Raw genomic sequence first — 20,979 nt, forward strand, 5'->3', positions numbered from 1 at the left:
TTTTAACCGCACTACCAATTACTCCTTTCTTACTTTCAAAATAGACTGTAACATTTGCTCAAACATCCTATTTTTGGAAAAATCTTTCACTCCTGAAGAAGGTTCTGCTAGTAGCATATCGGTTCGTTGTTCATTTATAGTATGCAGTAAAGTCATCTGCTGCCCAGTTACGCCAACAACTAATAATTGATGATCGACATGAACTAAAACGATCCGTTCTTTAGGATTGATATTATAGGTTGCTTTCACCTCAATTAATTGTTTATTAGGATTTTTCCAATTAAAACGTTTTACTATCCACCCTAAAAACAAAATCACAGCAATCACACCGATAAGCGACATGCCCATTGATGTAGCCATTTGCGTGTTGACTTTTAATTCAGGTGATACAGAAGTTATCGCAATTGTATCTGTTGCTGATATTGAAGGCTGAGCCTTATTTTCGTGTATAATATCCATTAACGACTCAACCTGCGTACACGCTCTGATGGAGTTATAATATCGGTGATACGCACGCCATAGTTATCACCGACAACCACAATTTCGCCTTGGGCAATTAAATAACCATTAATTAATATATCTAAAGGTTCACCGGCAAGACCATCCAATGCAATTACGGATCCTTGAGTTAGATTCAACAAATCTTTAATTGCCATTTTGGTTCGACCAAGTTCGACACTCAAATCAATCGGAATATCTAAAATAAGATTAATATCCTGCTTTTGTTCTTCGGTTTGTTGTGGTGATAGTGTTTCAAAAATAACGCCTTGAGTAGATAATTCATCACTGTTTTCATCGACTTTCGGGATATCTTCACTATCTTGTCTGATATCAGTCATTTTGCATTCCCTCATTTAATTGTTCTATTACAGGATTAATAACCTGTTCTACTTGAATTGCATATTGTTTATTAACTTTACCGTAATGACCTTTTAGCACTGGCACACCACCGACGGTAACATCTAGTTGGTTCGGTTTATCGATCATTAAAATGTCATTAGTTTTTAACGCTAATAGTTTAGAGACAGAGGTATGAATACGAACAAAGTTAGCAACTAATTCGACAGTTGATTGCTTAATGCCTGAGGTTAATGAACTCATCCAAACATTATCATCTTGATAAGTTTGCTGTTCGATAGGCGGTTTTATTAATAATTCTTTGATTGGTTCAACCATAGCATAAGGGATGCAAATATAAAATGTCGCTTTAAAGCTACCAATCTCAATCTTAAATTTGCTAGTTAATACAACATCATCAGGAGAAGTAGTAATATTAGTAAACTTACTTTGTATTTCTGAGCGAGTATACTCCGTTTCAACTGAATAGATATCTGCCCAAGCACTTTGATAAATGGTTAATGCTAACTCTAAAACTCGTTTAATGATTTGTTGTTCAGTATGAGTAAACTCACGACCTTCTGTTGCAACCTTATTTGTATGCCCATCTCCACCAAATAAAGTATCAACCACAATAAAGACTAATTCGGGTGAAAAAGAAAATAAACAAGAGCCTCGTAAAGGATTAAGATGCACTAAGTTCAAATGATATGTTGATGAAATATTAGAAAAATATTTAAAGGTTTGTGTTTCAATTGGAGATGCAATTACATCAGTATTACGACGTAATAGATTAAATAAACCTATCCTGAACTGACGAGCAAAACGTTCATTAATTATTTCTAATGCGGTTAAACGTTCAGGAATAAAACGGTGTTTAACCGATAAATCATAAGGTTTAACATCGGCTTTTTTGCCTGATGGTAATGATACAACGTTATTATCAATAGCATTATCTTCATTGGCAACTGAATTTGCTGACACAACCATAGTATCATTGTCGTCACTAATGTCTATTATCGGTTTATGTTTATCAGACATAACTATCACCGTATAATAAAATCAGTAAAGAGCACTTCGTCAATTTTTACCGAATGTTTGATATCATATTGGCGTGATAATGTATTTTTTATCTGTTCTTGTAATTCAGATTTACCTACTTCTATTTTTAATGTATTAACATATTGTTTAGATAATAGAAGAAGTATATCACTCCTAACTTCAGGTAAATATTCTAGTAACACGGTTTTTTGATCTTCATCGGCAACACGCAATACCATACCAACATAAAAAATTTTATTAATATCACCACTATCTTCTGAGGTTGGTAATGATACAGTAAAAGGCTTTAAGGTTAAAAAAACTGGCGATACAATAGTTATTTCATCCTGCGTTTTAGCCATGGTTTTTGATTGATTTTGCAACCATAAATAAACAGCTGTACCTAATGCTAACAGCGTGATGAGAATAAGTATTAAGTTCAAAATATTCACTTTCTTTGGAGTAGTTGGCATATTTATTCTTATCTCAATAAAAAATTTATAACCATTAAATGGTAATAATGAGAAAAATAATAAATCAAACTCGTAAAATTGATTTGAAGAATAAACAACAAAAATAATACCTATTTAACGTTTTCAACTTATTTTTAAGAGACTAAGTTGAGAATAAATCACCCTCTATCTTTTAAGCAAATACGCTCAATCCAGATTTAACAAGATGTTTTTCGTTGTTTGGCTGCTCATTAATTTTGTCTACTTTTTTTGGCACAACAGTATTCGATTGTTGACGATGATTATTTTCATGATGCATCGCTGATTGCTCGCCATCTCTCATCATCGAAAAATCACTTATATCGGTTTGTTGTAAGGTAAAACCTTGTTCTTGTAATGAAGTTCTTAAAAATGGTAATGCAGATTCTAACACCCCTTTTACCATATTATGTTCAGTCATCATATGAAGATTGATATTATCATCAGTTATAGCAAGTTTAATATGTAACGAACCTAATTCTTGAGGATGTAATTTAATTTCGGCACTTTGCGTTCCTTTATGATTAAACATCATAATATGCTGAGTTAACGATTTTTGCCATTGCTCAACATTAACTGGCATTGATAAATCCATTGTGTAAGTAGTTACAGTCGAATTAGCTGGCAATAACAGACTAGGTTCATTGGTTATCGATGATGACAAAGATGAGACTTGATGGATAGGCGCTATTACATCGTTACTCTCTAAATTCATAACAAAATCAGTTTGAGCGGAAACCATTTTTGGCATAACACCACTAATATTTGATAAATTATTTGATGAATTAGATAGATAATTACTCGTGCTATGATTAATTTCAGTATTTTTGGGATTGATAAAAGTAGTGTCAGCATGACGTTTTGCTTCAAATAATGATATAAAATTATTTTGTTGCGTTATCAAGTTAGAGACTTGATGGATAGGCGCTATTACATCGTTACTCTCTAAATTCATAACAAAATCAGTTTGAGCGGAAACCATTTTTGGCATAACATCACTAATATTTGATAAATTATTTGATGAATTAGATAGATAATTACTCGTGTTATGATTAATTTCAGTATTTTTGGGATTGATAAGAGTATTGTCAGCGTGATGTTTAGCTTCAAATAATGATATAAAATTATTTTGTTGCGTTATCAAGCTAACTACATTCCCTTCATCATGAATAACTTCGTTAATTGGCTCACTGTCTAATGAGTTTGTCGGTAAATTGTTCAACAGATTATCTTGTAAAATTTCAAAATTTACCTTATTTGTTGGCAGTGAAGATGGGTTAGTGGGTATATCCCTGTTTTCTACAGCGTTTATCTCTGTAGCACTGATAATAGCCAATTTTTCGTGTTCGAAATACTCAACAGCAACTGGATAACCGCCAATAGTTAACTCATTATCAGTTGCGTTATTATCATCAAGTTCCTCATTATCAATATCGCTGGATTTGGTTTGCGTTGGCTTATTAGCAGGTTGGCTATACTGTTCACTCAGTAACAGTAATTGCTCAAACAAACTACTATCATTATCAATGGTATCTTTAATAACAAAATCTGATTGATACACTGACATTAAGTTTAAATTACCAGTTACATTAATATTCACTCAATAACCTCCTTGCTAATTGTTGCTGAGCAAATTCATCAGTCAGTTTTTGTTGTAAACGATTTTGCTGTTGTAAATATTTGTTATATTGCTTATTTAACAATGTGGTATAAGTATTCAAACTTTTTTGTGATTGATTAAGCTGGTTAGTAATCTGCTTCTGTTTGATATCTAAGGTTAGTAACAGTTTTTTTTGCTGCTCTATCCCTTGCTCAATAGTGGCAATAAAGGCATTAAAATTATTTAATTCATATCCTTTTATGCCGCCAGATAAAGCATCATTCAGTTTTTGTTGATACTCAACATAGTAATCATTTAAAACATTGAGTTGAGACCGTGCTTTATCCTGATTCTCATTTGCTTTTTTTAACTTAAGTAAATTATCGTCAACTGATTTTTGCGCTAACTTTTTTAAGGTTAAAAAGGCTAATTGTGAAGGATTTTTATTCATGATTACTTTCCTAACCGATTAATGTTGGCTCACAATCGCAGCTAATTGTTGGCACGCATCTTCATATCCACAATGTTCGTAAATACCTTGTTGCAAAAATTTTTGCATGGCTGGATATAAAGTTATCGCCTTATCTAGCAAAGGATCAGTACCTGCCACATAGGCGCCAACATTAATTAAATCGCGATTACGTTGAAAACTGGAAAATAGCTGTTTAAACAAGCGTGATTTCTTTTCATCTTTAGTAGCGGTAAGATCGGTCATTACTCGACTAATAGATGCTTCAATATCAATAGCAGGATAGTGACCTGACTCAGCAAGTGTACGCGACAAAACAATATGCCCATCTAATATTGCCCTAGCCGAATCAGCTATCGGATCTTGTTGATCATCACCTTCGGTTAAAACCGTATAAAAAGCAGTAATTGCTCCTTTACCATGATCGTCATTGCCGGCTCTTTCAACAAGTGCTGGTAATTTTGCAAATACAGAAGGAGGATATCCTTTGGTCGCTGGAGGTTCACCTATTGCTAAGGCAATTTCTCGTTGCGCCATAGCATAGCGAGTTAAAGAATCCATAATTAATAACACATTAAAACCTTGATCGCGAAAGCTTTCAGCAATTCTTGTTGCATAAGCCGCGCCTTGCAAACGTAATAATGGTGATACATCGGCTGGTGCGGCGACCACAACAGCACGAGCTAAACCTTCTTCACCTAAAATATTTTCAATAAAATCTTTAACTTCTCGTCCACGTTCACCAATCAAGCCTACAACAATAATATCGGCTTGTGTATAACGCGCCATCATACCGAGTAAAACACTCTTACCAACACCCGAACCAGCAAATAACCCCATCCGTTGGCCTTGTCCAACAGTTAATAATGCGTTGATGGCTCTGACCCCAACATCCAGAACCTGATGAATGGGAGTACGATTTAAAGGGTTGAGTGTTTTATTAACTAAACCAGCATATTCAATATGTTCTGACAATGGTTTGCCATCTAATGGTTTACCCATGGCATCAACGATTCGACCCAATAACGCCATACCGACGGGTAATAATTTATGGCTAAAATGCGCTAAATCATATTGTGAAGTATAAACTCTGGCACCTAATAAAATGCCGTCCGTTGCCTCAAATGGCATCAAAAATAATGTTTGCCCATTGAATCCAACCACTTCACACTCAACCGCATCAAGTTGACCATTAGATTGTCGCTCAACAAAACAGTTTGAACCTAATGGTAATTTTAATCCCACAGCTTCAAGAACTAATCCCGATGCTTTAACTAAGCGCCCATATTGGCGAATTAAGGATAAGGATTGAAGTTGCTGCGTAGCTTGGTCTATTTTATTGATCCATTGAGATGAGTAAGTCATATTAATGCTCATGTTTCATGTAAACAATCGGACATGATTTGCCAATGATTGGTAACATTGGTATCAATTTCATTGGTATCTGTAAAAATTTTACAACCACCACTTTCAATATTAGGATCGGCGATAACTTGCCAATGATATTGTTTAATCTCTTCATTCATTATTGGTTCTAACCACAACAGATCATCAGGGTTAAGATGCAATAAAATCGGCTCTGATAACATCGAACACTGCTCAATAAGCATTTGTATCGTAAAGACCAACTGCTTTTGTTTGACTTTAGAAAGAGTTCCAACGGTTTTTTGTGCAGCAAGCATTGCTAAATCAATTAATTTGGGCACGATTAACTCATCAATTTCATTAATTGACTGCTGAAAATTGCGAATTAGATCCGTTATGTTTTCAGCCGCTTTTAACTTTTCATCACTAAGTTGCTGCTCTATCTGTTGACGTCCTTCTTGCTGTCCAAGCGCAAATCCCTGTTCATAGCCAGACTTTTTACCTATATCAAAACCTTCAGTTTGACCTAAAGTAAATCCTTCTTGATAAGCTTGAGCTTTAACTTCTTGCTTTAACTGCTCAAGTATTTCTTGATCGATATCAGGTTCTTTAGTCGATTCAACTAACTCTAATTCCTGTTCAGGCTGGCAACTTTCACTTTCTTGGGCACTATCGTTGGTACTTAATTTCGATAACGTTACTGATGTTAAATCCTGAAAACTAAGTGGTTTCCAGTTTAATCTACTGGGTTGATTATACATACTCATCATCACCACTACTCAAGATCACTTCACCACTTTCTGCTAAGCGACGCGCAATAACCAAAATTTTCTTCTGTTCTGTTTCAACTTGTGATAAGCGAACTGGTGGTCTATTTTCCAGATCTTCACGTAAAATAGATGCGGCACGTTGTGACATATTACTTAATAACTTATCACGTAATGTGCTTGACGCACCTTTCAAGGCAATAATTAATGTTTCATTATCGACCTCTTTAAGTAGACGTTGGATACTTCTGTCATCGACTTCAACCAGATTTTCAAATAAGAACATTTCATCAATAATTTTTTGAGCAAGTTCATTGTCATAATCACGTAACGCATTAATAACAAGCTCTTCTTGATGTGATTTCATTAAATTAATAATTTCAGCAGCAGTACGAATCCCACCCATATTATTAAGTTTAATATTTTGACCATGTAATAATGTAGATAATGATGTCGATAAAACTTGTAGAGCTGATGGTTCAACACCACCAAAAGTTGCAATACGTAACATGACATCATTACGTAATTCGTCATCAAAAAGATTTAAAATTTCAGCAGCTAAATCTCGATTTAGATGAACTAAAATAGTAGCAATAATTTGTGGATGCTCTTTTTTAACCAGATCAACTGCGCGTGCAGCATCAACAAAATTAAGCATTTCAAGTCCATCGGTAGCTTCTTCACGATTTGTTTCTAACAACTCATCAAGTAAACGTTCGGTTTTTTCAGTGCCTATAGATTTTTCGAGTATTGAACGTAAATAACCATCTTTATCGGTAGTTAAAACTGCACAATTTTCAAGTGTAAATTGACATTCATTAAGGACGCTTTTCAATTGATCTTGCGAAAGCTGTGGTAAAGACATCATCGCACTACTGATATGTTGTACCTCTTTAGAACTAAGATATTGCATCACTTTGGCAGCAAGATTTTCTCCTAATATCATCATTACTGTGGCGGCTTTTTGAGATTCACTTAAATTCATCATTCTGTGTCCTCCTTATTCAACCAACCACGAATAATTAATGCCATAACTCGAGGGTCTTTCTCGACAATTTTACGAATATATTGTTGTTGTTGCATATTATCTTCAAATATTTTCTGCTGCTGTTTACTGTGCGCTTTATAATCTAATTTCTCATCTAGCGTTATATGGTCATCAACCTCTTTATTATTAAAACTTAAGTAATGTCGTTGTAATTTCAGCCATACTGAACGCAATGCTTTTCGCCAGATAATCCAAATGATTAAAATATAGATTAAATACTTACCGCCTGTTTTGATAGAATCGTAAAATTCAGGCGTTTTCCAAAATGCAATACCACTCTCTTCATCAGATTCTTGATCGGTAAATTTCAAATTGGCAACAGTTAAACTATCGCCACGTAATTGAGAAAACCCCATCGCTTGACGAGCTAATGATTCAATATTGTTTAATTCATTACTATCAAGTTTTACCCATTGTTCAGTTGGAAGTGATGATTTATTTTCATCATTATTCTCATTTGTCTCATTATTCTCTAATTCATTGGTCACAAACTTGTAGTTAACTAACACTGCAACCGATAAACGTTTAATACGCCCCTCGGGTATTTGGCTATGTACAACTTGCCGATTAACTTCATAATTTAAGGTATTATTCGATTGCCAGTTACTCGGTTGCGACTTATCAGTAATATCTTTGGATTCCTTGTCTTCATCAATAGGAGCACTTGATGTAGGAATGGGCTGATTAGATAACGCACCTGGCACACCACCAATACCATAGCTATTAATTAATTGCCGATTTTCCGTTAACTGTTTACTGCGAATAGTTTGCTTGGCAATATCACTATTAGGATCATAAATTTCTGATGTTGATTCTTGTCGACTAAAATCAACCTCAGCATTCACTTGCACCCGAACATTATTTTTACCCAAAATAGGGATAATAATTTTTTCAACCCGCTCACGAACACTGTTTTCGATGCGTTCACTGAATTCTAATTGCGCCACATTGGCATTTCTGTCTCGATAATTTTCACCTGTTAATAGATGACCATGTTGATCAATAATTGTGACTTTATCTGCCTGTAATTCTGGTACGCTACTTGAAATTAAATGAATAATGGCATCAATTTGACCTTGTGATAAGCTACGACCGGGTAATAGTGTTAATGCCACAGATGCGGAAGGAAATTTTCGTTCTCTGACAAATAATGATGGTTTAGGCATCGCCAAATGCACTCTCGCATCATCAATGCTACTTATAATCGATATTGTTCTGGATAATTCGCCCTCCAAAGCACGTTGGTAATTTATCTGTTCATTGAATTGACTCATACCAAAACTTTCTTTATCGAGCAACTCAAAGCCAACAGCGCCACCTTTAGGCAGTCCTTGTTGAGCAATACGCAAACGCGTATCATAAACTTTATCTTCAGGAATTAAGATAGTCGAACCAGACGATGAAAATTTATAGGGAATATTCATCTTATCGAGTTGGCTGATAATCTCGCCACCATCTTTATCATTTAAATTACTAAATAAAACACTATAAGAATCATCTTTAGCCCATAAATAGATGATACTGATAATAGCAATAGCAATAACAGCTGCAATTGACCATGCCATTTTGGCATTTTGTTTTATTTGATTTATAAAAGGTAACTTATTTAATTTTGATTCGCCTTTACCATCGACTGTTTGGCTAGCCATAAAAATCCTAATGCTAAGCTGATTAGATTAATTCTAGGCTCTATTATCTTTGTATTAATAAAAATCAATAGCTAAAAAAACACAGCATTTGTCCCTTACTTATGCCATTTAGTTTTTGCCTTGTATGATAAATTGCACCGTAAAATGACAAAATGAAAACAACCAAACCGTTATGACAACGATCAATACATTAAATACAACTGAACTTACAAATTTAAATGCACCATATGCAACAAAGCCTCAATTAACAGATGAGAATAACTTTATTAATGAGTTAAAAACTGCATTAGATAACATTAGCCAATTGCAAATACAAGCTAATAATTCAGCTAAAGCTTTTGAAATGGGAGAACCGAATGTTTCTCTAAATGAAGTAATGGTTAATATGCAAAAATCTTCAGTTTCATTACAATTTGGTATTCAAGTTCGAAATAAATTAGTTTCAGCATATCAAGAAATCATGAATATGAATGTTTAAACCATTATTAGATAGCTCACTATCTACTAGATAATGGTATTTGAGTTTAAAAAATATGATTAATTAACCGCCAATTTTTATAGTAAATTGGCTTAACCTCACCACTATTTTAGCTACAACAACAAATCCTTCGCTCCCTTTTAACCTGTTATTATTTTAAAATAATTTAGATTATTGATATTTAACGTCATACAAATTATGACATATAATCGGCATAGTAAATATCGAAGCGGTATTGTAAGATAACTAATAGAAATGGGAATTTTTTAGATTCGATTACTAATAATGGAAAAAGACCTTATGTTAAACAATACAAAAAAAATAATACTATTTTTCAGTTTATTACTAGCAATAGTTTCAACCAATTGTCAGGCGCAGGAACAAACTTCAACGCCAGTAGTTAGCTGTCCTGCAACAATGTCTGATGGCCACAGTGTTTACTCATTCTATACGGCTTCTTTATACGATTCTCCAGTTTGGAATGGCATTGAGTTAGTTCCTGACATAGATAACAAAGATAGACTCCGCTGGACACTTAACTCTACAATCAATCCCTATTTCGTTTGTTCGTATAATGAAGGTCATTCCATCGTTTTTCATATTAAACAAGCCAGTTATTGTGAAGTCATAAACACACCAAAACAGGCAAGGTGTATGCCATAATTATTTGTTAGGGATAAATTTTTCAAATAAAATGTATTTTTATATTATTGAATAAGAAAACAAACAGTTAGTTTCCTATTTAGTTTTATATCAATAAATAGTCTAGCCCAGCAATCTTTCCTGCGGGCAATGCCACTTATAAACTTTATAATGCTCGTTTATTTATTGGCAAGGTATATCTACACTCTGAACTAAGACCTAAAAAACTTGGAAATGGTGATATAAAATAGACACTTAATACTAATGAACTGTTAGGTAATTCATTGGTTTGTGAGTATATGTATAATAACACCGAAAGTTATCTGCCCTTAATGCAAAAGGTTCCAATTATAGCAAAATGAACCAATCGCCAGTACAAGTAAAGTTTATACGTTAACGATCTAAAATTAATCAATAAAAAAATTTGAGGAAAGGAAGTTTTTGTATGTAAAAAACCTTTTCCTCAATTACTTTTAGTTAGTTACCTAATTGCTTAGTAAATAAGATCAAGAATATTTAGTTCTTATAATAAGTCGGCTATTTTTTGATAGCTGTTTATTTTAGTTTGATAATCAACTTGTTCGCCAATAAGTTTGCTCAGTTCTCTACGCCGCGCATGCATTAACTGTACTAATTGCTGATGATAACTAATTATATTGTTGAAATACATTTTAATCACATCTTGATGTTGTAAAGGTATACTTTCAATAAAAGTTAACCCATCAGTTAATTTAAGATTTTCCGTTAATTGATGATATTTTGGTTGCCAACTGATTAAAGATTCCCAATCTTCTTTTTGAGTATCAATTAGCATTTGTTCAACAACATAATTAAGTTGCTCATATTGTTCTAATAATAAATTAGTATTCAAAGCTGTTACATCCTTATGCTATTTCTCGCCAAGCTTGAGCAATATTATCAAGCAAATCAAAACAGGTTTGCAGTTTTTCCCTATCATTGTGTAAGTTAGCTAAAATCAATTGTTGGCTAATGTAGTGATAGAGCTGATCTAAGTTTTCGGCAATTTCACCACCTTGATCTAAATCAAGACAACTTTTAAGTCCATTATCAATGATATTAATTGCTTTGGAAATGGCTTTTCCTTTACCTGCAATATCACCTTTTTGTATATATAAATCAGCGAGTCGAATAGCATTAAGTGCGCCGTCAAATAACAAAACAATAAGCTGATGTGGTGATGCCTGACTGACACTGGTTTCTAAATTAACTTGTTTATAAGCTTGAGATCCCATTTTATACATTGTTATGCCTTATTTTTTTAAATTCGCCATCATTTCAAATTGGGTAGTAAGGTAATTACTCATACCATTTAATTCATTGATTAATATATCTAGCTTGGTAAATTGTACCCGATAACGCTCGATAGTTTGGTCAATGGAGTTATTGACTTGATCATAGCGTTTATCTAATGATTTTAATGTTGAATTTAAACCATTAGTTGCAGTATCAATCATGCCATCACTATCAATAAAACTACTGACTTTGGCAAACACTTCGTTAGCAATGCCTGTTGTTTCACCATCTCCCGTAAATAAAATGGCTACTGCTTCACTGTTTTCTTTAAGGGCTTTTTCCAATTCGTTTTCTTTAATCACCAACTTGCCATTGCTGTCCATATTGATACCAATTTGTGACAGTACCGAAAATTCACCTGCTTGACCTTTCGAAAATATAGAACGAATGCTTTGATCAATATTACGTAGAGTGGAATCTCCAATCAGTGGTCCATTATTACTATTTAATTCATCTGAATTGGCATCGCTGGCAGTAAATTGCGTTAAGGTTGATATGGTTGATTGCAATTGATTAAATGCATCCACCCACTCTTTAAGTGCCTCTTGCGTTTTTTCATTATCGGCCGCAATAGTTAAATTTTGTGAGGTAGTTGTGACCGCTTTTAACGTAATATCAACGCCCGGAATAACATCTTTAACAGTATTTGATGCACTATTAACCGTAATACCATTAAAACTAAATTTGGCATCTTGCGCTTTAGCGACTTCACTCATTGCCGATGAATCAGCTTGATGAATATCAAAGCCAATGAGTGAATTAAGCTTATCATCATCCGATGAAACAGAAGTAATGGCTTGTTGTTCTCCGGTTTCTTTTGATGTAATAACTAACTGATAACTATCCGTTCCTGAACGCACAATGGTTGCATTTACAGATGATTCACTGGTTGAACCATCTTCATTAACCACTTTCGCTTGATTAATCGCATTGGCAATCGACTCTAAAGACGTCTCATCCTTGGATAAAGTAACATTTAACTTTTGGCCATTGGCTTGTTCAATGGTGAGTGTCCGAGTTTCATTATCATTGCCGAGCGCTGAATTTTTATCATTTACTGCGTTAGTTGCAACGCTATGTGCACGAGCAAGTTGTTCAACACTAACCGTATAATTACCCAATTGAGCATTACTGCTTACATTAGTCGTAAAATAATTATCATTACCTGATACGGTGCGGGCATGAAAGAGTTCTTTTTTTTGCAGTTTTGCTGTTGCACTATTAAATGTGGATAACGCACTTTTTAACTTGCCAAAACCACTAATCTTATTATTTATTGTTTTTTGCTGCGCTTTTATTGGTGTAAGACGATTTTTTTCAACGGCTTCTAATTGATCTAATACTTCATTTAAATCAATACCAGAACCAATTCCTAAAATACTCATTGCCATGATTAATTACCCTAATATAAATTCTTTCATCACTTGTTTTATCGACCAATGTAATAAAAAGTTTAGTAATGATAATAAATTCAAAGGTTAAAAATAAAAATCTTAGATTATTTAACATAGCAAGATACATTTTACGGAAACAATTTTTATATAAATAACTGAAAAATAATAACAATATTTTTTATTTTTCAATAATTTTTTTTAAAACAAATATTCGTGGAAAAAAATACTAAAGTTTCTTTTTTTAAAACCGATAACTAAAGCATCAGCAAATGTTTTGAATTAATCTTCAATATCGTGTTGATCAAACTTATTATTATATAAAGGAGATAAAAATGGCACAGGTAATTAATACCAATACTATGTCTATAATGGCAAGAAACAATCTTAATCACTCTCAAAGCGTTCTTGGGACTGCAATTGAGCGTTTATCATCAGGTATGCGTATCAACAGCGCTAAAGATGATGCAGCAGGTCAAGCAATTGCTAACCGTTTTTCTTCAAGTATTCGTGGTTTAACTCAAGCAGCACGTAATGCAAATGACGGAATTTCAATTGCACAAACCACTGAAGGTGCATTAAACGAAATCAATAATAACGTACAACGTATTCGTGAGTTAACTGTTCAAGCGGCAAACGGTACTAACTCTGAAAGCGATCTTGTTTCAATTCAAAATGAAATCGATCAACGTTTACAAGAGATCGACCGTGTATCAGCACAAACTGATTTTAATGGTACTAAAGTATTATCAGAAGATAGAACCCTTAACATTCAAGTTGGTGCAAATGATGGTGAAATCATTTCTATCAATTTAAAACAAATTGACAGCGACAAATTAGGTTTAGCTAATTTTAATGTATCAGATGCGCCAACAGCAGATCCATTAAAAACAATTGATGCGGCATTATCAAAAATTGATGAATTACGTGGTGAGCTTGGTGCGGTACAAAATCGTTTTGAGTCAACTGTAACTAACATCAACAATACTGTAAATAACCTAAGTTCAGCGCGCAGCCGTATTGAAGATGCAGATTACGCGGAAGAAGTATCTAATATGACTCGCGGTCAAATCTTACAACAAGCAGGTACTTCAGTATTAGCACAAGCGAACCAAGTACCTCAATCTGTACTTTCTTTACTACAATAAAGTATACAATTAGAATTCATGGTCACTCTAATTTATACAATAACAATAATGGTATTTTTAATACCATTATTGCTAATAAAGTTAATTACCTATTTTTTTTATCTTATTCTAGCCATTAATTCAATCAATTATAGTCATAATACTTGTTAGCATTTTTTTAAATTGGTTCAAAAAATGAGTGATAGCCTGTATAACTCTCAAGGTATAGTGAATCAAATTGATTGGCAACAATATATCTATTTAGTTCGTAATGAAGCTCTTAAATTAGCGGTTCGTTTGCCAACCACAATTGAACTTGATGACTTATTACAAGTCGGTTACATCGGTTTGTTAGATACCATAAAACGGTATGATGCTTCTCAAGGTTATTCTTTTACCACCTTTGCTATTCCTAGAATAAAAGGCGCTATGCTAGATGAACTGCGTAGTCGAGATTGGTTGCCAAGGCAAACACGGAAAAAAATTAAAGATGTGACAAATGCAATTAATGAGTTAGAAAAAAAACTTGGCGTCCCTCCTAATGACCATCAAATAGCGGCACATTTGCAATTATCTGTTACTGAATATCACAAAGTTTTATTAGATTCAAATTATAGTCAGATATTTTCTTACGATGAAATACAAAAAAAATTGGGTGATAACTTCGATACAGTAATTGAATCGGACACTGACAATAACCCATTTTCTTCAATCATTAGTGATGAAATTTACAATATTATTATTCAACAAATTAATAAATTGCCTGAAAAAGAAAAAATGGTTTTAGCACTTTATTATCAAGAAGAACTGAATTTAAAAGAGATTGGTAACGTGATGAATATTAGTGAATCTCGTGTTAGCCAATTACATAGTCAAGCAATTAAACGAATACAAAGTAAAATCAATCTATAAAAAAATAGAATTAAAAGAGTAAAACGCAGAAAAATAAATTGAAAATAAATTGAAATGATTTTTTTATTGACCTTTTCCATTTAAAAATGTAATTTTAAGTTTAAAAAAATTATTAATGTTTTATTTTATCAATTATTCGTTTTTTTATACGGATATAAATATGGATGGGTGATTAAATTGGGAAATATATTAGATGACGATATTTTGAAATGTATACATCATTTAAATCTTTCAACTCTCTTGTTAAGTCAAAAGATGCTTGAAAAAGATAAAGTGATGGCAATGTATCGATTAGGTATTGATGAAGAAACAGCCGACATACTTAGCAGTTTGAACACTTCACAAATGTTGGTTTTATCTGAAACCAACCAATTAACATTTCAATTGCGATTTGAAAACGCAGAAATGATGAAGAAACTCACAGAAGATTCCCGCATAAGTGATATAAAACAGATGCATACGGGCATACTTTTATCAAGTTTACTTTTAGATTCAATAAATAAGTAGCAAAAAGGAATCAGTATGAAAGGTACAAGTATCATTCAAAAATATAAGGAAGTTCAATTAGCTACCCGATTAATTTCACTCGGTGCAAGAATTCAAATGCTAGAAAGTGAAACAGATCTAAGTCGAGGTAAATTAATAAAACTGTATAAAGAGATTCAAGGTTGCCCTCCACCTAAAGGTTTATTACCTTTCTCCACCACATGGTTTATGACGTGGGAACCCAATATTCATTCTAGTATATTTTACAACGCGTACCATTTTTTAGTGAAACATGGCTCAAAGCCTGGTATTCAAACAATTTTAAAAGCCTATCAACTTTACTTAGAACAATGTTCATTTTCACATGAAAACGAGCCCGTTTTAGGCATAACTCGAGCTTGGATTTTAGTCAAATTTGTTGAAAGCAATGTCATGCAACAATCATGTTGTAAAGAGTGTCATGGACGATTTATTACACATGCTTACCAACCATATAACAGTTTTATTTGCAGTTTATGTCAGCCACCATCAAGAGCAGAAAAAAATAATAAAACCCATAAAGAAAAACATGCGAAGTGTTTACAGGTACTATCAATATCTAGTGGTTTTGATTCAGTAATTGCTAAAGAAATGACAGCTTAAAATAAATATTAAAAATATTAATTATGGATAAAAAGGAAAACCAATGCTAATAATTATAGGATATATTGTTGTCATCGCTTCTGCATTACTTGGTTACGTTCTAAGTGGTGGTTATTTAGCAGTACTTTTTCAACCATTAGAATTTCTGATTATTGGAGGAACAGCAATCGGAGCTTTTATTGTCAGTAACGAAAAGAAAGTGATAAAAGCGACACTTAAAGCATTAGGCCAATTATTTAAATCATCTAAATATAATAAAACACTTTATCTAACACTGATTAATTTAATGTACACCATTCTTACCAAAATTCGACAAAATGGTACATTATCCATTGAATCTGATATTGATAATCCAAAAGAAAGTGAATTATTTAAAAAATATCCGCTTATTTTGGACAATCCTCAAATCTGCGATTTTATCACTGATTATCTGCGATTAATGATTAGTGGCAATATGAATGTATTTGAAATTGAAGCACTGATGAATGAGGAAATCGAAACTTATACTCACGAATTAGAAAAACCTGCTGATGCAATTTCAACTGTTGGAGATGGATTACCTGCTTTTGGTATTGTGGCTGCAGTTATGGGTGTTATCAATACGCTAGCACAAGCAGATAGACCAGCGAGTGAATTGGGTGAACTTATTGCGCATGCCATGGTTGGAACCTTTTTAGGTATTTTGCTTGCTTATGGATTTGTTTCACCATTAGCGGCGTTACTAAAACAAAGAAATGCAGGTGTGATCAAAACGCTGGAGTGTACCAAAGTAATACTGATTGCGAGTATGCACGACTATGCTCCACAAATTTGCATTGAATTTGGACGAAAAACGTTATTTTCTCATGAAAGACCTTCTTTCTTTGAATTAGAAAAATACATCCAAGATGTAAAAGATAAAAATACCAACCCAAATGAAAATAATGAATAATGAAAGAAAAATCTGTAAGAATAATCACTAGAAAAAAATCCCAGCATGGTGGCATTCACCATGGTGGTTCGTGGAAAATCGCTTATGCTGACTTTATGACAGCGATGATGGCACTTTTTTTGGTCATGTGGTTAATTTCCAAAGCTAGCCCGCAAGAATTACAAGGTATTGCAGAATATTTTAGAACACCTCTTATTTTGGGACAAAATGGCGGTAAAAACCTAAGTGATAGTGAAAGTCCTATTCCAGGTGGTGGAGATGATATTAATAAAAAATTAGGTGAAGAAAAAAATACCAATTTAAACCATAATTTTACAGAATCAGAATCTAAGCAAGTTGAAAAATTACAGCTTATAAAAGCTGCTCAAAAAATCTATGAAGTATTTGAAATCGATCCCAGATTAAAAAAATTAGCAGCCAACCTGATTATTGAATTGACCGAATTGGGATTACGGATTCAAATTCTGGCAACCGATGACAACCCTATGTTTGAAGTAGGAAGTGCCGTTATTCATTCTGATATGCAAGATATTTTACATGCACTTGCACCCATTTTAAACGCTTTGCCCAACAAAATAACTTTATCTGGTCACACTGATGAGCGTCAGTATGTAACAGGTGATCGAGGGTATAGTAACTGGGAGTTATCTGCCGATAGAGCAAATTCATCAAGAAGGGAACTTATTGCTGGCGGATTAGATTCTGGCAAAATTATTCGCATTATTGCACTGGCTGACACGGTGAGTTTAAATAATAAAAATTACAGTAAAGATGCTAATCGTCGTATTAGTATTTTAATTTTAAATAAGTCAGCCCAACAATATATTGAAGATGAAAATACCATGACGGGAATTGACTTTTTAAAACAAGCAAAACCAATTAAATCAGAGTAATACCAATAAAAATAATTTGGTTGAGTATGCTAAAAAATTAAAATCAAAAAAAATCCAATTTTTAAAAAAAATAACTAAAGTTTTGCGATTTTAGTCCGATATAAAAGATAACCATTTAGGTTAATAGTTTTGTTATTAACTGAAATTATATTTATGAGCAGGAGCTATTATGTCAAATTCATTGATGAATACAGGTATTAGTGGATTAAATGCAGCACAAAATATGCTTAATGTGATAAGTAATAACATTAGTAATGCACATACTGCTGGTTATAATCGTCAGCAGCAAATTTTGCGGCAAGCAAATGGCACTAAATATAATTATGGATTTGTTGGTAATGGTGTTTCGGTATCATCGGTTAATCGAGCGTATAATAGTTTTGTGGTAGGACAATTACGCCAATCACAATCACAGAATGGTTCGATAAAAGCTTATTACAATGAATTATCAAAAGTTGATAATTTATTAGCTGAAAATGAAAACAGTATTTCTTCGCAATTAAATAACCTGTTTACTAGTTTAAATAAGCTCTCCTCTGATGCGGGTAATGCAGCTTCGAAACAGACTGTCATTAATGATCTTAACTCTTTAGTAAGTCAATTCAATAAAACTGAGTTAAATTTAAAAAATCAGATTACCAATATCAACACTGAAATCGTTAATAACGTTGATACGATTAACTCATACACTAAACAAATTGCTGACCTTAATCAAAAAATTGCAAGATTACAGGCAGTAAGTGGCGGGCATGAACCTAATGCTCTACTGGATGAACGAGATCAATTGGTTAATGAATTAAGCGAAATGATCGGAATAACCGTTACCGATCAAAATGGAGAATATAATATTTCGCTTCCTAATGGTTTAAGTCTGGTACAAGGCTCTTCGGCAACTCAATTATCGGTACAACCGTCTAAAGATGACCCGGCCCTAAACACTATTATTTACACGCATAATTCTGGTGCGACTCAAGAACTGACAAGTCAAAATATCGCATCAGGCCGATTAAATGGATTATTAGCTTTTCGTGATGGACCACTCCTTGAAGCACGCAATCAGCTCGGTTTAATTGCCTTAAATTTAGCTGAGCGTTTTAATGAAGTACATATGTCAGGTGTCGATGTTAACGGTAATCCTGGCGAAAAATTATTTGATTATCAGTCTCCCAGCAGTATTGCTAACACCAAAAATCAAGGTAATGCTACGGCTAAAATCAATTACCACTCAGTGACAGATGTAAAAGCGTCTGATTATAAAATTGAGTTCAATGGTAACGATTGGGTAGTAACCAGATTATCAGATAATAAACAAATTACCCCACAAGTTGAAGATGGCAAGTTATTATTTGATGGATTATCTATTGAAATAAATGGCAATCCAGTTGCAGGCGATAGCTTTTTACTTAAACCTGTTGCCGATGTAGCATCATCATTACAGCTATTAGTAAAAGATGTGAATAAATTCGCAACCGGCATTAATGACGATGAAAATGGTAATGGTGACAATCGTAATGTTGCCAAATTACTTGATATTCAGAACGAAAAATTAATTAATGGTACAAAAACCTTAAATAGTGCTTATAACGCGTTGGTCAGTTATGTAGGAAGTGAAACACAAACTGCTAAAATTTCAGCACAATCCAGTAAAAATATTACCCAAGAAATTTATGAGCAAAATCAATCTATATCTGGTGTGAATATTGAAGAAGAATATATTTCTATGCAAGTTTATATGCAGTATTATCAAGCTAATGCAAAGATTATTGATGCTGCAACTACAATATTTGATACCATTTTAGGTTTGGCTAAATGATAAAAGGATTAAAATATGCGTGTTAGTACTAATTCAATGTATCAAAAAAATTTAAATAGTATTTTAGATACCAATAATAAATGGCAAAAATCAGGATTATATTTAGCAACGGGTAAAAAAATCTTATCACCATCAGATGATCCAATGGGTTCATCACAAGCCTTAATATTAAAACAGTCGCAATCTAGAAATAATCAGTTTCAAGCTGCCCGTGAAAGTGCTAATAACTCGTTAAGTCGTCAAGATACCGTACTAAAAGAAGCAAATACCGTTATCCAATCAATTCAAGAAACATTAGTTTATGCAGGTAATGAAACGCTAAACGATGAAAACAGACTTGATTTAGCCAATAAACTGCAAGGATTAAAAGATCAATTAATATCATTAGCCAATGCCAAAGACACGAATGGGAATTATCTGTTTGCGGGTAACAAAAATGACACGCCTCCTTTTGTTGTTGATGAAAATGGCAAAGTTAATTATGTTGGTGGCTCAACAACCATTAATATATTTATTGATGAAACACGTGAAGTATCAATGAGTTTTACTGGTGAGCAAATTTTTATGACTGGTGCCAATAGTGCTGTTGAAAATGATATTTTTGCCAGCATTGATTATGCCATTGAAGCATTGCAAATTGGTTTAGACGACAATGACCCTAATTCGATTGCACAATTTAGAGAGAGCCTATCCAAAGCCAGCCAAGGTGTCGATAACTCGTTTGAAAATATATCAACCGTCAGATCATCAGGCGGTAATGTACTTGCAGAAGTCGAAAGACTAACAGCCCTTGGTAAGACCTTGGACATCGATTTTGAAACGCAAATTAGTCAAATCGAAGATGTTGATTGGTATGAAGCCATTTCAGACTATGTGATGTTACAAGCAAATTTACAAGCGGCACAATATACATTTATGAATATGCAAAACATGTCGTTATTTCAAATGAAATAGCTGATTGTCACTAAACTTCATTTATACAAAAATGTTAATAGATTATATTTAAAAATATACATAAAAAAACAGGAGGCTAAAGCCTCCTAATCATCAATTTATTTAAGTTTAAATCAATTTATCCGGATA

23 protein-coding genes are annotated in these 20,979 nt (G+C 33.3%); 10 read left to right on the forward strand and 13 right to left on the reverse strand.

What is annotated here, in order from left to right; all coding sequences use genetic code 11:
- Positions 1-18: 18 nt before the first annotated feature.
- The 10 genes from fliO to fliF all read right to left on the reverse strand — a co-directional run bounded on the left by fliO (position 19) and on the right by fliF (position 9,267).
- Positions 19-459, reverse strand: a complete 441-nt coding sequence (gene fliO / locus GAPWK_RS14350) for a flagellar biosynthetic protein FliO (protein WP_025316640.1) — start codon at positions 457-459, stop codon at positions 19-21.
- Positions 459-839 carry a flagellar motor switch protein FliN gene (gene fliN, locus GAPWK_RS12955; protein WP_025316641.1) on the reverse strand — a complete coding sequence of 127 codons (381 nt, stop codon included), beginning with the start codon at positions 837-839 and terminating at the stop codon, positions 459-461. The genes fliO and fliN overlap by 1 nt, the downstream gene beginning before the upstream one ends.
- Positions 832-1,827: a flagellar motor switch protein FliM gene (gene fliM, locus GAPWK_RS12960; RefSeq protein WP_038518552.1), complete on the reverse strand. Its 996-nt coding sequence runs from the start codon at positions 1,825-1,827 to the stop codon at positions 832-834. Before fliM ends, fliN begins: the two co-directional genes overlap by 8 nt.
- Before the next feature lie 56 nt (positions 1,828-1,883).
- Positions 1,884-2,351 carry a flagellar basal body-associated FliL family protein gene (locus tag GAPWK_RS12965; RefSeq protein ID WP_025316643.1) on the reverse strand — a complete coding sequence of 156 codons (468 nt, stop codon included), beginning with the start codon at positions 2,349-2,351 and terminating at the stop codon, positions 1,884-1,886.
- Between the two features lie 172 nt (positions 2,352-2,523).
- Complete coding sequence (locus tag GAPWK_RS12970) at positions 2,524-3,969, reverse strand: flagellar hook-length control protein FliK (RefSeq protein ID WP_025316644.1); 1,446 nt, start codon at positions 3,967-3,969, stop codon at positions 2,524-2,526.
- Entirely contained in the window at positions 3,959-4,420 is a 462-nt protein-coding gene (fliJ, locus tag GAPWK_RS12975) for a flagellar export protein FliJ (RefSeq protein WP_025316645.1), read from the reverse strand. The genes GAPWK_RS12970 and fliJ overlap by 11 nt, the downstream gene beginning before the upstream one ends.
- A gap of 18 nt (positions 4,421-4,438) precedes the next feature.
- Positions 4,439-5,803, reverse strand: coding sequence for a flagellar protein export ATPase FliI (gene fliI, locus GAPWK_RS12980; RefSeq protein ID WP_025316646.1), 1,365 nt, complete (start codon positions 5,801-5,803; stop codon positions 4,439-4,441).
- A gap of 8 nt (positions 5,804-5,811) precedes the next feature.
- Complete coding sequence (locus tag GAPWK_RS12985) at positions 5,812-6,564, reverse strand: flagellar assembly protein FliH (RefSeq protein ID WP_025316647.1); 753 nt, start codon at positions 6,562-6,564, stop codon at positions 5,812-5,814.
- Positions 6,557-7,558 (reverse strand): flagellar motor switch protein FliG, encoded by a 1,002-nt coding sequence (fliG, locus tag GAPWK_RS12990; protein WP_025316648.1) that lies wholly within the window; start codon positions 7,556-7,558, stop codon positions 6,557-6,559. Before fliG ends, GAPWK_RS12985 begins: the two co-directional genes overlap by 8 nt.
- Entirely contained in the window at positions 7,555-9,267 is a 1,713-nt protein-coding gene (fliF, locus tag GAPWK_RS12995) for a flagellar basal-body MS-ring/collar protein FliF (RefSeq protein ID WP_025316649.1), read from the reverse strand. Before fliF ends, fliG begins: the two co-directional genes overlap by 4 nt.
- Before the next feature lie 172 nt (positions 9,268-9,439).
- Between fliF and fliE the strand changes: the two genes are divergently transcribed.
- Together fliE and GAPWK_RS13005 are read left to right on the forward strand one after the other, a co-directional pair.
- On the forward strand, positions 9,440-9,745 hold the full coding sequence (fliE, locus tag GAPWK_RS13000) for a flagellar hook-basal body complex protein FliE (protein ID WP_025316650.1): 306 nt from the start codon (positions 9,440-9,442) through the stop codon (positions 9,743-9,745).
- Between the two features lie 300 nt (positions 9,746-10,045).
- Positions 10,046-10,408 (forward strand): STY0301 family protein, encoded by a 363-nt coding sequence (locus GAPWK_RS13005; protein ID WP_146206964.1) that lies wholly within the window; start codon positions 10,046-10,048, stop codon positions 10,406-10,408.
- Between the two features lie 502 nt (positions 10,409-10,910).
- Here GAPWK_RS13005 and fliT read toward each other — a convergent pair.
- Genes fliT through fliD form a run of 3 tightly spaced genes read right to left on the reverse strand, consistent with a single transcriptional unit; the run spans position 10,911 to position 13,092 of the window.
- Entirely contained in the window at positions 10,911-11,258 is a 348-nt protein-coding gene (fliT, locus tag GAPWK_RS13010) for a flagellar protein FliT (protein ID WP_025316652.1), read from the reverse strand.
- A 13-nt stretch (positions 11,259-11,271) separates the two neighbouring features.
- Positions 11,272-11,649, reverse strand: a complete 378-nt coding sequence (fliS, locus tag GAPWK_RS13015; protein WP_025316653.1) for a flagellar export chaperone FliS — start codon at positions 11,647-11,649, stop codon at positions 11,272-11,274.
- A gap of 9 nt (positions 11,650-11,658) precedes the next feature.
- A complete protein-coding gene (gene fliD / locus GAPWK_RS13020; protein ID WP_051516289.1) occupies positions 11,659-13,092 on the reverse strand; it encodes a flagellar filament capping protein FliD in 1,434 nt (477 codons plus the stop codon).
- 335 nt (positions 13,093-13,427) lie between these two features.
- Here fliD and GAPWK_RS13025 point away from each other — a divergent pair, with 335 nt between their 5' ends.
- From GAPWK_RS13025 to flgL, 8 genes are all read left to right on the forward strand, one after another.
- A complete protein-coding gene (locus tag GAPWK_RS13025) occupies positions 13,428-14,240 on the forward strand; it encodes a flagellin N-terminal helical domain-containing protein (protein WP_025316655.1) in 813 nt (270 codons plus the stop codon).
- A 174-nt stretch (positions 14,241-14,414) separates the two neighbouring features.
- Positions 14,415-15,131, forward strand: a complete 717-nt coding sequence (locus tag GAPWK_RS13030) for an RNA polymerase sigma factor FliA (RefSeq protein ID WP_025316656.1) — start codon at positions 14,415-14,417, stop codon at positions 15,129-15,131.
- A 186-nt stretch (positions 15,132-15,317) separates the two neighbouring features.
- On the forward strand, positions 15,318-15,638 hold the full coding sequence (flhD, locus tag GAPWK_RS13035; RefSeq protein WP_038518557.1) for a flagellar transcriptional regulator FlhD: 321 nt from the start codon (positions 15,318-15,320) through the stop codon (positions 15,636-15,638).
- A gap of 15 nt (positions 15,639-15,653) precedes the next feature.
- Complete coding sequence (gene flhC / locus GAPWK_RS13040) at positions 15,654-16,259, forward strand: flagellar transcriptional regulator FlhC (RefSeq protein WP_051516290.1); 606 nt, start codon at positions 15,654-15,656, stop codon at positions 16,257-16,259.
- A gap of 43 nt (positions 16,260-16,302) precedes the next feature.
- On the forward strand, positions 16,303-17,190 hold the full coding sequence (gene motA, locus GAPWK_RS13045) for a flagellar motor stator protein MotA (protein WP_025316657.1): 888 nt from the start codon (positions 16,303-16,305) through the stop codon (positions 17,188-17,190).
- Positions 17,190-18,083: a flagellar motor protein MotB gene (gene motB, locus GAPWK_RS13050; protein WP_038518563.1), complete on the forward strand. Its 894-nt coding sequence runs from the start codon at positions 17,190-17,192 to the stop codon at positions 18,081-18,083. Before motA ends, motB begins: the two co-directional genes overlap by 1 nt.
- 169 nt (positions 18,084-18,252) lie before the next feature.
- A complete protein-coding gene (flgK, locus tag GAPWK_RS13055) occupies positions 18,253-19,896 on the forward strand; it encodes a flagellar hook-associated protein FlgK (protein WP_025316658.1) in 1,644 nt (547 codons plus the stop codon).
- 15 nt (positions 19,897-19,911) lie between these two features.
- The gene (gene flgL / locus GAPWK_RS13060) at positions 19,912-20,850 is read left to right on the forward strand and encodes a flagellar hook-associated protein FlgL (RefSeq protein WP_025316659.1); all 939 of its coding nucleotides are present in this window, start codon (positions 19,912-19,914) and stop codon (positions 20,848-20,850) included.
- The last annotated feature ends 129 nt before the right edge of the window (positions 20,851-20,979 follow it).

Source organism: Gilliamella apicola (genome assembly GCF_000599985.1).
In the GTDB taxonomy this organism is placed as follows: domain Bacteria; phylum Pseudomonadota; class Gammaproteobacteria; order Enterobacterales; family Orbaceae; genus Gilliamella; species Gilliamella apicola.